This is a genomic window from Sellimonas sp. (assembly GCF_047234585.1).
Lineage (GTDB): Bacteria > Bacillota > Clostridia > Lachnospirales > Lachnospiraceae > Sellimonas > Sellimonas caecigallum.
Genome location: NZ_JBKSWG010000037.1, coordinates 1 through 14768, shown reverse-complemented (window position 1 = coordinate 14768; position 14768 = coordinate 1). Strand labels below are relative to the sequence as shown.

The 14768-nt window shown below is 44.9% G+C and carries 14 protein-coding genes; 13 read left to right on the top strand and 1 reads right to left on the bottom strand.

What is annotated here, in order from left to right; genetic code table 11:
* Nucleotides 1-78 precede the first annotated feature (78 nt).
* From ftsY to ACLROL_RS11215, 6 genes are all read left to right on the top strand, one after another.
* Entirely contained in the window at nt 79-1029 is a 951-nt protein-coding gene (gene ftsY / locus ACLROL_RS11240; RefSeq protein ID WP_087201384.1) for a signal recognition particle-docking protein FtsY, read from the top strand.
* 39 nt (nt 1030-1068) lie between these two features.
* Nucleotides 1069-2283, top strand: coding sequence for a threonine ammonia-lyase (gene ilvA, locus ACLROL_RS11235; protein ID WP_087201382.1), 1215 nt, complete (start codon nt 1069-1071; stop codon nt 2281-2283).
* Nucleotides 2284-2310: 27 nt separating this feature from the next.
* Entirely contained in the window at nt 2311-2823 is a 513-nt protein-coding gene (locus ACLROL_RS11230) for a DUF1653 domain-containing protein (RefSeq protein ID WP_413067847.1), read from the top strand.
* 146 nt (nt 2824-2969) lie between these two features.
* A complete protein-coding gene (locus tag ACLROL_RS11225; RefSeq protein ID WP_413067846.1) occupies nt 2970-4358 on the top strand; it encodes a 2-isopropylmalate synthase in 1389 nt (462 codons plus the stop codon).
* A 22-nt stretch (nt 4359-4380) separates the two neighbouring features.
* Complete coding sequence (locus ACLROL_RS11220; RefSeq protein WP_413067845.1) at nt 4381-5037, top strand: GntR family transcriptional regulator; 657 nt, start codon at nt 4381-4383, stop codon at nt 5035-5037.
* 19 nt (nt 5038-5056) lie between these two features.
* A complete protein-coding gene (locus tag ACLROL_RS11215; protein ID WP_221919821.1) occupies nt 5057-6265 on the top strand; it encodes an NADP-dependent isocitrate dehydrogenase in 1209 nt (402 codons plus the stop codon).
* Nucleotides 6266-6322: 57 nt separating this feature from the next.
* On the opposite strand, the gene ACLROL_RS11210 is transcribed toward ACLROL_RS11215, so the two are convergent.
* Nucleotides 6323-8245: an ATP-binding cassette domain-containing protein gene (locus ACLROL_RS11210; RefSeq protein WP_087210620.1), complete on the bottom strand. Its 1923-nt coding sequence runs from the start codon at nt 8243-8245 to the stop codon at nt 6323-6325.
* A 159-nt stretch (nt 8246-8404) separates the two neighbouring features.
* Here ACLROL_RS11210 and ACLROL_RS11205 point away from each other — a divergent pair, with 159 nt between their 5' ends.
* The 7 genes from ACLROL_RS11205 to ACLROL_RS11175 all read left to right on the top strand — a co-directional run bounded on the left by ACLROL_RS11205 (nt 8405) and on the right by ACLROL_RS11175 (nt 14694).
* Complete coding sequence (locus ACLROL_RS11205) at nt 8405-9055, top strand: redox-sensing transcriptional repressor Rex (RefSeq protein WP_087201373.1); 651 nt, start codon at nt 8405-8407, stop codon at nt 9053-9055.
* An 80-nt stretch (nt 9056-9135) separates the two neighbouring features.
* Nucleotides 9136-10674, top strand: a complete 1539-nt coding sequence (locus ACLROL_RS11200) for an NAD(P)H-hydrate dehydratase (protein WP_221919800.1) — start codon at nt 9136-9138, stop codon at nt 10672-10674.
* Nucleotides 10671-11837, top strand: a complete 1167-nt coding sequence (alr, locus tag ACLROL_RS11195) for an alanine racemase (RefSeq protein WP_221919799.1) — start codon at nt 10671-10673, stop codon at nt 11835-11837. The genes ACLROL_RS11200 and alr overlap by 4 nt, the downstream gene beginning before the upstream one ends.
* A 77-nt stretch (nt 11838-11914) precedes the next feature.
* Nucleotides 11915-12262, top strand: coding sequence for a type II toxin-antitoxin system PemK/MazF family toxin (locus ACLROL_RS11190; RefSeq protein ID WP_087201369.1), 348 nt, complete (start codon nt 11915-11917; stop codon nt 12260-12262).
* Nucleotides 12263-12274: 12 nt separating this feature from the next.
* Complete coding sequence (locus tag ACLROL_RS11185) at nt 12275-13072, top strand: hemolysin family protein (RefSeq protein ID WP_087201367.1); 798 nt, start codon at nt 12275-12277, stop codon at nt 13070-13072.
* A gap of 86 nt (nt 13073-13158) precedes the next feature.
* Nucleotides 13159-13890: a YebC/PmpR family DNA-binding transcriptional regulator gene (locus ACLROL_RS11180; RefSeq protein WP_087201365.1), complete on the top strand. Its 732-nt coding sequence runs from the start codon at nt 13159-13161 to the stop codon at nt 13888-13890.
* A gap of 33 nt (nt 13891-13923) precedes the next feature.
* Nucleotides 13924-14694, top strand: coding sequence for a CFI-box-CTERM domain-containing protein (locus tag ACLROL_RS11175; RefSeq protein WP_087201363.1), 771 nt, complete (start codon nt 13924-13926; stop codon nt 14692-14694).
* The last annotated feature ends 74 nt before the right edge of the window (nt 14695-14768 follow it).

Sequence of the window (14768 nt, the reverse complement as noted above, 5' to 3'; positions counted from 1 at the left end):
AAAAAAGGAATCCAAACCCCTTATAAATCAAGGGATGAAGATTCCGAGAGATTATAATAGAAAATGGAGGAAAAAAGTATGGCAGAGGAAAAGAAAGGATTCTTTCGAAGGCTTGTTTCAGGGCTTACGAAGACAAGAAAAAATATTGTATCCGGGCTAGACAGTTTATTTGGCGGATTTTCCCGGATCGACGAAGAGTTCTATGAAGAGCTGGAAGAGATTCTTATTATGGGGGATCTTGGAGTCAAAGCGACTTACTCGATCCTTGATGATCTGAGACAGAAAGTAAAAGAAAACCATATCAAAGAGCCGATGGACTGCAAGCAGCTTTTGATCGATAGTATCAAAGAGCAGATGCAGATCGGCGAGACCGCCTATGAGTTTGAAAACCGGACATCGGTTGTTCTTGTGATCGGAGTAAACGGAGTCGGAAAGACAACGACGATTGGAAAACTTGCCGGAAAACTCAGAAGCGAAGGGAAAAAAGTCGTGATCGCGGCAGCTGACACTTTCCGGGCGGCAGCCGGAGAACAGTTAAAAGAATGGGCAGATCGCGCCAATGCAGAGTTTATCGGAGGCCAGGAAGGATCTGATCCAGCGGCTGTCGTCTACGATGCAGTTGCGGCGGCAAAAGCCAGGAAGGCGGATGTCATGCTGTGTGATACGGCAGGACGTCTTCACAATAAGAAAAATCTCATGGAGGAACTAAAGAAGATCAACCGTGTCATTGAGAGAGAGTACCCGGATGCATACAGGGAAACGCTTGTCGTATTGGACGGGACGACTGGACAGAATGCTCTTGCACAGGCAAAACAGTTCATGGAAGCGGCCCAGATCACCGGGATTGTCCTTACAAAAATGGACGGCACTGCAAAAGGGGGAATCGCAGTTGCCATCCAGGCGGAACTCGGAATTCCGGTAAAATATATTGGTGTTGGGGAAAGCATCGAAGATCTGCAGAAATTCAATTCGGATGATTTTGTAAATGCACTGTTTACAGACGATGCAAAAGAGGATGAAGAGAACTAAGTGAAACACATGACAGAGTGAGGAAAGAAGGAATCAGCTATGATGACATTGGAGAAATTTGAAGAAGCGAGCGAACTCGTAAAGAAAGTGACAAACCCGACCAAACTTGTTTACAGCGAATATTTGAGCGAGGAGACCGGGGGCAAAATCTTTTTAAAGCCGGAAAACATGCAGCATACCGGTGCTTACAAAATCCGGGGAGCATACTATAAGATCAGCACGCTTACAGAGGAAGAGAAGAAAAAAGGACTGATCACAGCGTCGGCCGGAAATCATGCGCAGGGTGTAGCGTATGCGGCAAGAGAGTTCGGATGTAAGGCGACGATCGTCATGCCTACGATTACTCCGCTGATCAAAGTAAACCGCACAAAAAATCTCGGGGCGGATGTGGTGCTTCACGGAGACGTTTATGACGATGCCTGCAGCAAAGCCTATGAACTTGCTAAAGAACATGGATATACATTTGTGCATCCTTTTGACGATCTGGATGTGGCAACCGGACAAGGAACGATTGCGATGGAAATCGTACAGGAACTCCCGACTGTGGATTACATCATTGTGCCGATCGGTGGAGGCGGACTGGCAGCAGGGGTATCCACGCTCGCCAAAATGCTGAATCCGAAAATCAAGGTAATCGGTGTGGAGCCATCGGAAGCGGCAAGCATGAAGGCGGCCTTAAAAGCAGGAGAACCGGTAGAGCTTCCAAGTGCCAATACGATCGCAGATGGTACAGCTGTCAAAAAAGTTGGAACACAAACATTTGAATATGTGAAGGAAAATGTGGATCAGATTTTGACAGTGGACGACGATGAACTCATCGGAGCATTCCTTGATATGGTAGAAAATCACAAGATGGTTGTAGAAAATTCTGGTCTTCTCTCTGTGGCGGCATTAAAACAGATGAAACTAAAAGGGAAAAAGGCAGTCTGTATCCTGAGCGGAGGAAATATGGACGTCATTACAATGGCATCTATCGTGCAGCATGGCCTGATCCAGAGAGATCGGATCTTCTCCGTATCGGTGCTTCTTCCGGATAAACCGGGCGAGCTTGTGAGAGTGGCGAAGACCATTGCGGATGCCCAGGGAAACGTCATCAAGCTGGAACATAACCAGTTTGTAAGTACAAACCGGAATGCGGCGGTGGAACTTCGTATCACGATGGAGGCCTTCGGTACGGAACATAAGCAGGAAATTTTGTCAGCGCTGGAAGAAAAAGGGTTCCGTCCGAAACTGATCGGGGCAAAGCTGTACTAATCATTGTTTGAAAAAGGAGGATTCACTTTGGGACGAGAGATACCGGAGAAAGGGCAGTACTACCGGCATTTTGAAGGAGAGATATACCGGATTCTGGCGGTGGCAAGACATACGGAGACGCTGGAAGAGCTTGTCATCTATGAGGGAATGTACGGGGATCATCCCGTTTATGCAAAATCCCTCCCAATGTTTATGAGTAAGGCAGAGCCAGGGAAATTTCCGGAATCATCCCAGGAATATTTGTTTGAGAAGATTGCGGAACCAAATGAAGGATGTCCGTTTCAGCCAGATCGAAAGGAAGGAAAAAGCCATGAGGATGACGAGAAGAGCGTGCAGCTTCTTCTGGCTTTTCTGGAATTGGGGAAAAATGAAGAGAAGCTTGCTTTTCTCCAGCGGCATCGGTCAGAATTGGATGATCAGCTTCTGGAATCCATTGCCCAAAGCCTTGATTTTACAGAAAAAAGCGGAGATCTTTATTTTCGGATACTCGATATTGAGAAATATCTCCAGACATTGATTAAGTACGAAAGAAGAAGATAGGATCCTGGTTCGGGAGACGAAAAAATAAAAGAGGAAAATGATCTGTTGATTCGGCGGAACATTTTCCTCTTTTATTACGTTAAAGTATTGACATAGGTTGTATAATTGTATACAATTATACAAAATTGCAAAGAAGGAGAATTGAAATGGAAAATAGAAGAGTCTACATGAATTATCACAACAATCTGCTTCAGCTGGAAGAACATATGTATCCGCTTGTGGATGTGGATACACCGAATGTTTTCCGGAATCTGTTTCCATATGACGAGATACCGAAGATTGCCTTTAACGATCGTATTGTTCCGCACTGTATGCCGGATGATATCTGGATCACGGATACGACATTCCGCGACGGACAGCAGTCCAGGGCGCCATACACAACGGAACAGATCGTGACGATCTACGATTATTTTCACAGGTTGGGTGGACCAAAGGGAAAGATCCGTCAGAGCGAATTCTTCCTTTACAGCAAAAAAGACAGGGATGCCGTCTACAAATGTCTTGAAAGAGGATATGATTTCCCGGAAGTGACAAGCTGGATCCGCGCCAGCAAAAAAGATTTTGAGCTTGTAAAAGATATCGGTTTGAAAGAGACGGGAATCCTCGTAAGCTGTTCCGATTATCACATTTTTTATAAACTGAAGATGACGAGACGGGAAGCGATGGAGCACTATCTCTCTGTAATCCGCCAGTGCCTGGAGATCGGGGTAAGCCCGCGCTGCCACCTGGAAGATATTACGAGATCCGATATTTACGGATTTGTGATTCCATTTTGTCTGGAACTAATGAATCTGATGGCAGAGTATCATATCCCGATCAAAGTGAGAGTGTGTGATACGATGGGATATGGCGTCAATTATCCAGGAGCTGTGATTCCAAGGTCTGTCCCGGGGATTATCTATGGGATTATGATCCATGCCGGTGTCCCGAGCGAACTTATCGAATTTCACGGGCACAATGATTTTTACAAGGCGGTCAGCAATGCGACGACGGCCTGGCTTTATGGGGCGTGCGGGGTAAACTGTTCATTGTTTGGAATTGGAGAACGAACAGGAAACACTCCTCTGGAAGCAATGGTATTTGAGTATGCACAGCTTCGAGGGACGTTGGATGGTATGGATACGACTGCTATCACGGAGCTGGCAGAGTACTACGAGAAGGAAATTGGATACCATATCCCGGAACACACACCGTTTGTCGGGAAAAATTTCAATGTGACAAGAGCTGGGATCCATGCCGACGGACTTTTGAAAAATGAAGAGATCTATAATATTTTTGACACCGGCAAATTCCTGAACCGACCGGCTGTCGTTTCTGTGTCTAACACTTCCGGGATTGCCGGAATCGCACACTGGATCAATACATATTATAAACTCCCGAAAGAGAGAAATGTGGGGAAAGATTCCCTGCTTGTACAAGAAGTAAAGAAATGGGTAGACATGCAGTACGAAGAGGGAAGAGTTACAGTTATGACAGATGCAGAAATGGTGCGGAAGATCACAGAACTTTGTCACGAAATGCAGATCATTCTTTAAATGAGAGGTAAAGAGAGGTATAATGGAGACATATCAGGATTATTCATTGAGCGGAAAAGTATTCCGGACACTGAGGGATGGAATTTTAACCGGAAAGTATAAAGAAGGCGACGAACTTCGGGAAGTGACTATAGGAAAAGAGCTTGGGGTAAGCCGGACACCGGTAAGGGAAGCACTCAGACAGCTGGAGCTTGAAGGCCTTGTGACCATTGTCCCCAATAAAGGGACTTATGTAAATGGGATTTCCGCGGAAGACGTGAGGGATATCTATATGATCCGCATCAGGCTGGAAGGTCTGGCAGCGCGGCTTGCCGCAAAGCGGGTTTCCCAGGAGCAGATAGACGAGATGGAGGAAATGCTGCTTTTGTCAGAATTTTATAGAAAAAAAGGGATGACAGAACAGCTTGCACAGCTTGACGGCAAATTCCATGTGATATTATATGAAGCGTGCGGAAGCAGGATGCTAAAGCATCTTCTGACAGACTTCCATCGTTACGTAGAGATGGCGAGAAAACGTTCGATTCGTACAGAGAACCGAGCTGAGAAATCCATCGGGGAACATATGAAAATTCTGGAAGCAACGAAACAACGCGATGAAGACCAGGCAGAGAAGCTTATGGAAGAACATATCAGGCACGTAGTACAGCACCTTCGTCTGGATGAAATCGGAAATGAATAGAAAGAGAGGGATACCACGTATGGAAAAAATCAAGATGCAGATACCTATCGTAGAGATGGATGGGGATGAAATGACAAGGATTCTCTGGGCGATGATCAAAGATCATCTGATCCTTCCTTTTGTGGATCTGAAGACAGAGTATTACGACCTGGGACTTGAACACAGAAACGAGACTGACGACCAGGTAACTGTCGACAGCGCGATGGCCACAAAGAAATATAAAGTGGCTGTCAAATGTGCAACAATCACACCAAATGCAGCCAGAATGGAAGAGTATGATCTGAAAGAAATGTGGAAGAGTCCGAATGGAACGATTCGTGCTATTTTGGATGGAACCGTATTTCGCGCTCCGATCGTTGTAAAGGGAATTGAACCATGCGTGAAAAACTGGAAAAAGCCGATTACCATTGCAAGACATGCATATGGGGACGTCTACAAAGGGACAGAAATGAAGGTGTCCGGAAAAGGAAAGGCAGAACTTGTATTTACTGCTGAGGACGGGACCGAGACAAGAGAACTGATCCATCAGTTTGAGGGAGACGGCATTATTCAAGGGATGCATAACTTGAGTGGTTCTATCGCAAGCTTTGCGAGAAGCTGTTTTGCTTATGCTCTGGACACAAAGCAGGATCTCTGGTTTGCCACAAAAGATACGATTTCGAAAAAATACGATCACACTTTTAAAGATATTTTCCAGGAGATTTTTGACGCGGAATACAAAAAACAGTTTGAGAAAGCAGGGATTACTTATTTCTATACGCTGATCGACGATGCCGTAGCACGTGTCATGAAATCGGAAGGCGGATATATATGGGCTTGTAAAAATTATGATGGAGATGTGATGAGCGATATGATTTCCTCCGCTTTCGGCTCTCTGGCTATGATGACATCTGTCCTCGTATCTCCAGACGGATACTATGAATATGAGGCTGCCCACGGAACGGTGCAGAGACATTATTATAAACATCTGAAAGGCGAAGAGACATCCACAAACTCTGTGGCAACAATTTTTGCCTGGAGCGGAGCGCTTAGAAAGCGTGGAGAATTGGATGGAAACAAGGAACTTCAGGATTTTGCCGACTGCCTGGAAAAAGCCACCATTGAGACAATCGAAGGAGGTCAAATGACAAAAGATCTGGCGCTTATCACGACAATAGAAAACCCAATGGTATTGAACAGTGAGGGATTCATAAAAGCTGTTGCGGAAAGAATTAGCAAAAATTTCTGATAAATAATCAAGAATATACCGATTCTCACAAAAGAGATGAAAAAGGAAGGACTGCCACTATTCGGCCAGTCCTTCCCATTTTTCGTATAATTCAGCCAGCTCTTCTGAGATGGCAGCTTTTTCTTTTGCCAGTTCCTGGCATTTCACGGAGTTGGAGTAGATATCTTCACGTGTAAGGAGAGTATCGATTTCCTGATTCCGTGTCTCCAGTTTTTCAATCTGTTCTTCTGTGCGTTTTAAATCATTTTGACGTTTACGCTCTTTTGCCTGGGCTTCTTTCTGCGCTTTCCAGTCCAGCTTTCCGGCGGAATCGCTGTTGGCCCCAGATGCTGCCGTCACAGGTTCTTCCAGTGGTGCGGCATAAGCGGCAGTCAATTCCTCTTTTTTCTCCAGATAGTAATCGTAATTTCCGATATAGTTGACAAATTTATGGTTTACAAGATCCAGAATTCGGGTGGCTGTCTGATTGATAAAGTAACGGTCATGAGACACATAGAGGACAGTTCCGGTATAATCATTCAGCGCTTTTTCCAGAATTTCCTTTGATGCTACATCGAGATGGTTGGTTGGCTCGTCCAGGATCAGAAAATTGGCCTCGGAAAGCATCAGCTTTGCGAGAGATACCCGTCCACGCTCTCCACCGCTCAAATCTTTGATCAGTTTGTAGACATCGTCCCCGGTAAAGAGAAAGGCGGCCAGCATATTACGGATTTCAGTGTTGGTAAGCCGTGGATAGTCGTCAGAAATTTCATCGAAGACGGTCTTGTCCATATGGAGGACGTGGTGCTCCTGATCATAGTACCCGATCTTTACATTGGAGCCAAGAGTAAATGTTCCGCCGTCTGCAGGGATGACCTCGTTTAAGATTTTGAGAAGTGTCGTCTTCCCTGTTCCGTTATCGCCGATGACTGCTACATGCTCGCCCCGCTTGATTTCAAAATTGATATCCGTAAAAAGAGTTTGGTTTGGGAAAGATTTGCTTAAATGCTCTACAGTAAGCACATCGTTTCCGCTGATGACGGACGGCTCCAGTTTCAGGTGAATATCGGTATGCAGTTCCACTGGTTTTTCTACCCGCTCCATCTTAGCCAACATTTTTTCACGGCTTTCCGCTCTTTTGATAGATTTTTCCCGATTAAAAGAACGGAGTTTTTCAATGACTGCTTCCTGATGCCGGATTTCTTGCTGCTGATTTAAGTATTCTTTGAGTTTGGCCTCGCGGATTTGCTGCTTTTTTGACGCATAATCCTGATAATTGCCCATGTATGTATGGATTTCTCCTGCCTCTACTTCGATGATTTTGGTAACGACCCGATTAAGAAAATAGCGGTCGTGGGAGACGATCAGGACAGCTCCCGGATAATTCATCAGGTATGTCTCAAGCCAGGCGATGGAATTGAGATCAAGATGGTTGGTGGGCTCATCGAGAAGCAGGACGTCTGGTTTAGTGAGCAGAAGTTTGCCGAGGGATACTCGAGTTTTTTGGCCTCCGGAAAGAGCGGATACAGGCTTTGTAAAATCTTCTTCTAAAAATCCGAGCCCCTTTAGGACGCCGACAATCTCGCTTTCGTACGCATAGCCGTCTTCACGTTCAAAGCGGGCCATAAGATTGTGATAAGAAGCAAGCCGGTCATCCAGTGCGTCCCCTGTAAGAGACTTCAGCTCCAGCTCGATAGAGCGGATTTGAGTTTCCATATCTATGAGGTATTGTTTGGCAGTTTTTACCTCTTCATAGATGGTTCGTGAAGTGTCCGTCATGGGATGCTGGGAAAGGTAACCGATCTGTTTTCCTTTGGAGAGAATGACCTCTCCGCTGTCCGCAGGCAGCTCTTTTACAATCATCTTCAGGATTGTGGATTTACCGGCGCCGTTGATTCCGACAAGGGCGGCTTTTTCGTGTTCTTCTATATGAAAAGAGCCGTTTCTTACGATAACCTGCTCTCCAAACGATTTGTCCAGGTTATGGCATGCTAAAATCATAAGTTCCTCCTGAATCATAAATTCGATCTTTTTAAAATGTACCCTATCCATTATAGCGGAATCTGGACAAAATACAATATTATTTAGTTAAAAGTTTGACTTTAAAGATAGAATCCCATATAATAAAGATATTGAATAAAAACAGAAAGGTGCTAAGAGATGGAAGGAAGAGGAATTTCCCAGGCAGTTATCAGAAGACTGCCGCGATATTATAGATACTTAGGTGAGTTGCTGGAAGACGGTGTGGAACGAATCTCTTCCAATGATTTGAGCAAACGAATGAAAGTGACGGCCTCCCAGATCAGGCAGGATCTGAATAATTTTGGTGGCTTTGGTCAGCAAGGTTATGGGTACAATGTAAAATATCTTTATACGGAGATCGGTAAGATCTTGGGACTTGACAGAAAACACAATATGATTATCATCGGAGCAGGAAATCTGGGCCAGGCGCTTGCCAACTATGCAGCATTCGAACGCAGCGGATTTGTGACAAAAGGACTTTTTGATGTCAATCCGACGCTTGCAGGGATTACAGTTCGGGGAATCGAGATCCGTATGATGGATGAGATCAAGAGCTTTATCAAAAATAATGATATTGAGATTGCGGTATTGACTATACCGAAGGCAAAAGCCATTTCGGTTGCCAACATGCTGGTAGAAAATGGAATACGGGCAATCTGGAACTTTGCACATACGGATCTGAATCTGCCGGAGAATATTGTGGTGGAGAACGTACATCTGTCCGAAAGCCTGATGCGTCTTTCCTATAATGTTCTCAGATATAAGGAGACTCACCAGGAAGACAAATAGGGAAAATAAAAAAGCGTGCAGAACACTCGGGATACCCGTTTGTGCTGTGCGCCTTTTTGTTGCCGTAAAGGAGGGCGTATATGAAATATATTTTAGATGGAAAAGCAATGAAGGATGCAGACAGGTATACGATAGAGGAGACAGGGATGCCGTCACTTGTTCTCATGGAACGTGCCGCCTTGAAGACTTTAGAAGTGATGGAACAGGAGGAGTTGGATCTGAGCAATGTACTGATCGTATGCGGCAGCGGAAATAATGGGGGCGATGGATTTGCGGTGGCCAGACTTCTGCTGCAGCGTGGGAAGACGGTCACGGTCGTTCTTGCTGGAAACCCGGATCACTGCACAGAGGAGACAAAGACTCAGAGAAAGATTTTTGAAAACTGCGGGGGCATTACTATGAGAGAGATTCCAAAAGGAGACTACACGGCCATCGTGGATGCGCTGTTTGGAATCGGACTGTCAAGGGAAGTGTCCGGACACTATGCACAGATATTGAAAAAGTTAAACAGCATGTCCGGAAAGAAGGTGGCAGTTGATATTCCCTCTGGCGTATCAGCTGCGTCTGGAGAAATTCTTGGGACGGCTTTTCGGGCAGATATGACTGTTACCTTTGCTTATCAGAAAGCGGGTATGGTGCTCTATCCGGGCGCATCCTTTGCAGGAAAAGTATTTGTAGCAGACATCGGGATCTATTTAAATGAGCAAGTGTGCGGGCAAAGGTATGTAACTTATGAAAAAGAGGATATCGAAAGATTCCGTCCTAAAAGGAAACCGGACTCCAATAAAGGGACATACGGAAAAATACTGATGATCACAGGCAGCAGCGGGATGTCCGGAGCTTCATACCTGTCAGCAAAAGCAGCCTACAGAACAGGAGCCGGACTTGTACAGATCTTTACGTCGGAAGCAAATCGGATCATTCTGCAGAGTACGCTTCCGGAAGCGATTGTCTCAGTGTATACAGACGAGACAGATGCAGCTTTACTTCTGAAAGAAAAACTTGAGTGGGCCGATATCATCTGCCTTGGCTGCGGTATCGGAACGTCTGAAACGGCCCGAAAAATCACAGATACGGTATTCGGCTACCTGAGTGAGCAACCGAAGAACTGTGTCGTGGATGCGGACGGACTGAATCTGATCGCCTCTATGGAAGAAGAGAAAAAAGAGAGGTATTTGAGGGGAGCAGGGAAATGCCTGATCTTTACACCTCATGTAAAAGAATTGTCCAGGCTGCTGTCGAAAACTGTGGAAGAGACGAAAAAAAACAGGATTTCTCTTGCACAACAGTATTCGGAAAACTATAATATAGTATTAGCAGCAAAAGATGCAAGGACAGTCGTGACCGGAAAAGGATTATTTCCGTATCTGAACATGTCTGGGAATGCAGCGATGGCAAAAGCTGGATCAGGAGATGTCCTTGCAGGCATCATAACCGGTCTTCTGGCACTTGGGATGGATCGGTATGAAGCGGCGTCGCTTGGGGTCTGTATCCATGGTTTTGCCGGGGATGCGGCCAGAGAAACCTATGGGGAACATGGAGTCATGGCAGAGGATATCATTGAGATGGCGGCGTCTTTATCAGGGGAAGTAAATTGGAAAGGGACAAAACAACGATGAAACAGTACAGCAGAGTATGTGCAAAGATCAATTTGGATCGGATTGAATATAATATACAGCAGATGGAGAAACATATTTCTCCGAATACGAAGATGATCCTCGTAGTAAAAGCGGACGGGTATGGACACGGTGCTATTCCTATTGCGCAAATGGCAGAGGATATGCAGACTGTGTGGGGCTATGCTACGGCAACACTGGATGAGGCAGTGCTGATCCGAAAATCCGGAGTGAAAAAGCCGATCCTCGTGCTGGGATGTACGTTCCCGGATCAGTACGAGGCGGCTGTGGAACATGGAATCAGCATGACTGTCTATACAGAAGAATCGGCTATGGAGATCGCTTCTGTGGCTGGGGAAATGAAAAAGACAGCAAATATTCATATCAAACTTGATACCGGTATGTCTCGTCTGGGATTTAGGACCGGGGAAACATCCGTTCAGGCTATCTGCCGGATCGCCAACCTTCCAAATATACATATGGAAGGGATCTTTACTCATTTCGCCAAGGCAGATGAGACGGATAAGACATTTACGAAGCAGCAGCTTGAAGCGTACAGATGGATGACAGAGCGTCTCAAAGAAGAAGGAGTAGATCCGCAATACCGCCACTGTTCCAACAGTGCAGGGATCATAGATGTGCCGGAGGCAAATATGGATCTTGTAAGAGCCGGGATCGCACTTTATGGACTTTATCCGTCCGAAGAGGTAGATAAAAATGCAGTACCACTCAAACCATCGCTCTCTCTTCTGAGCCACGTAGTACATACGAAATGGATCGACAAAGGGGAAGTTGTGAGCTATGGGGGCTGTTTTACCGCAAGCCGCCCGACGAAGGTAGCTACTGTACCGGTAGGCTATGCGGATGGATATCCGAGAAGTCTCTCAGACAAAGGATATGTGTTGATCCATGGGAAAAAGGCACCGCTTCTTGGAAGGGTGTGTATGGATCAGTTTATGGTAGATGTGACAGATATCGATGATGTCAAATTTATGGATCCGGTAACCCTCGTGGGAACAGACGGGGAGGAGACGATAGAGGTAGAAGATCTGAGCGCTCTTTCCGGAAGATTTAATTATGAATTCCTCTGCAACTTGGATAAGAGGATCCCGAGGGAATACACAAGACATGGAAAAGTGATTGCGCAGATGGATTATTTTGCCTGAGAAGAAATTGCTTTCGGAATACTTCATAGAAAAGATGGAAATACTTTCAGTATCTTAAAAAATGGAGTGTGAAGAAAGTGCAGGTGCATCGAGGAGATATTTTCTATGCAGATTTAAGTCCGGTCGTCGGCTCCGAGCAGGGAGGTATCCGGCCGGTTCTTATTATACAAAATGAGATGGGGAATAGACATAGCCCTACTGTGATCTGTGCCGCTATCACGTCGAGAATGAATAAAGCAAAACTCCCGACGCATGTCGAGATAGATGCACGGCGATACGGGGTTGTGAAAAATTCGGTTGTCCTTCTGGAGCAGATCCGGACCATCGATAAACAGAGACTGAAAGAAAACGTCTGCCATCTCGATAAAGAGATTATGAGAAAAGTGGATGAGGCATTGCGTGTAAGCTTTGCGCTTTCTACATAAAAGGAGAAAAGAATGGGGAAGCAGGAAACGATTGCTGACAGAGTCCTTTCTGCGTTGAAAGACGGGAAGCAGGAAGGCAAGATCAAAGAAAACGAATACAAAATGATAAAAAATGTCTTCGCGTTTGGCGAAAAAGATGCAAAAGATGTTATGACGCACAGAAAGAACATAGTCGCGATAGACGGGGAAGAGACACTGGAGGAGGCGGCACGGTTTGTACTGGAAGCCAAAAATTCCAGATTTCCGGTCTATCAGGATGATATAGATAATATCATCGGAATTACTCATATAAGAGATCTCATGAGATGTTATATGAAAGAAGAACTGCGGAAGAAAAAATTATGCGAACTTCCGGAGTGTCTCATGCCGGCAAGCTTTATCCCGGAGACGAGAAGTATTGACCGTTTGTTTACCCAAATGGAGGCAAAACAGGTACATATGGCTATTGTGATCGATGAATATGGACAAACGGCAGGGATCGTGGCAATGGAAGATATCATCGAAGAGATTATGGGAAATATCCGGGATGAGTATGATGTGGAAGAGGAAATGATCAAAAAAGGAGAAAACGGGGAGTATATTGCAGATGGGATGACAGATTTGTCCGAACTTTCCGATATCTTGGGCATTGTCTTTTCCGATGAAGATGAGGACAATGAATATGAGACTCTGAATGGCTTCCTCATCGTAAAACTGGAGCGAATCCCTGCAGAAAATGAACAATGTAAAATCGAGTACGAAGGATATGTTTTTGAAGTGCTCCATGTGGACAACAATATCATACAAAAGGTAAGGATCGCCAAAATCTAAGCTTGTCACCGAAAAGAAAGAATGCTAGAATAGAAAAAGCGGATTTTATTTCCAATAAAGTAAAGATAAAAGAGAGGATATAGAATATGTCAGGACATTCAAAATTTGCCAATATTAAGCATAAAAAAGAGAAAAATGACGCAGCAAAAGGAAAGATCTTTACGAAGATCGGCCGTGAGATCGCGGTTGCCGTAAAAGAAGGCGGTGGTGCGGATCCGGCAAATAACAGTCGGCTTCGAGATGTGATCGCAAAAGCGAAAGCAAACAATATGCCAAATGACAATATTGACAGAAGCATCAAAAAAGCGCTTGGAGATGGAGATGCCAACAATTACGAAAGAGTTGTATACGAAGGGTATGGACCAAATGGGACAGCGATTATCGTGGAAGCGCTCACAGATAATAAGAATCGTACCGCATCCAATGTGAGAAGTGCTTTCACAAAAGGAAACGGGAATATCGGAACACCGGGCTGTGTATCTTTTATGTTTGACAAAAAAGGACAGATCCTGATCGATAAAGAAGACTTCGAGATGGACGGAGACGAATTGATGATGCTTGCTCTGGATGCAGGTGCAGAAGATTTCGCAGAAGAGGAAGACAGCTTCGAGATTCTTACGGATCCGGATTCTTTTTCTGAAGTAAGAGAAAAACTGGAAGCCGCAGGAATTCCAATGACAGAGGCATCTGTGACAATGATCCCTCAGACATATGTGGAATTGACAGATGAGGCAGATATAAAAAGTATCCAGAAAACATTGGATCTTCTGGAAGACGACGACGATGTCCAGGAAGTGTATCATAACTGGGACGAATAAGCACATCCCGTAATGCAGGAAGGAGGAAATCCTATGCAGGACATACACAGGAATGATTTGATCTCCATGTATGAGGAAGCTTTCGTGTTGTCAAAAGGCTTTAATAAAAATACATACGAAGAAGCCTTTAAAGATTTGTTTGATCGGCAGCGAGAGCCGTTGAAATTGATCCTGCTTGCCATCCGTGAATTCAGGGAGGAAGAAAGGGAAGAATTTCTGAAAGAACTTGCAGATGTTGTTCCAAACTATGTAAATGGGAAACTTTCCAAGGTGGAGGGAAAACGAAAACGTGAAAACGCGGTAATTGATTACAATCTTGCATTCGTTTCCTTTTTCATCCCTCTCATTCTATACAGCAGGGACAAGGAAATGGAGGAGCTGGCAGACTGTACAGTCGAAAGCTGGAATCGGCTTATTGCGGTTACAATGAAGGTAGGAAAAGCAACCTTCGAAGAGATAAACGGAGGCTTCCGAAGAAGACTCTGCTATGTGACGACGGCTGTGTGCAGATCCCTCGAAAAGCCGGACGAGTGCTATGAACTCAGGACGCTCCGGGAGTATAGAGACAATTATCTTTCTATGTCTCCGGGAGGCAGGGATACGATTCGGGAATATTACAATATTGCTCCGACAATCGTAAAGAGAATCGATAAGCTTAGAGATTCCGACCGAGTCTACCGGGAAATCTGGGAAAACTATCTGAGTCCGTGTATTTCCCTGATCGAGGAAGGGAAGATGGAGGCGTGCAGAAAAGTATATACGAAAATGGTACGTGATCTGGAAGAAGAATATCTGTTTCAATAATCATCGGTACAAATAGAAGAAAAATAGTCTGCAAATAAAAAGTCAAGCAGAAACAAGCAGAAATTAATGAACTT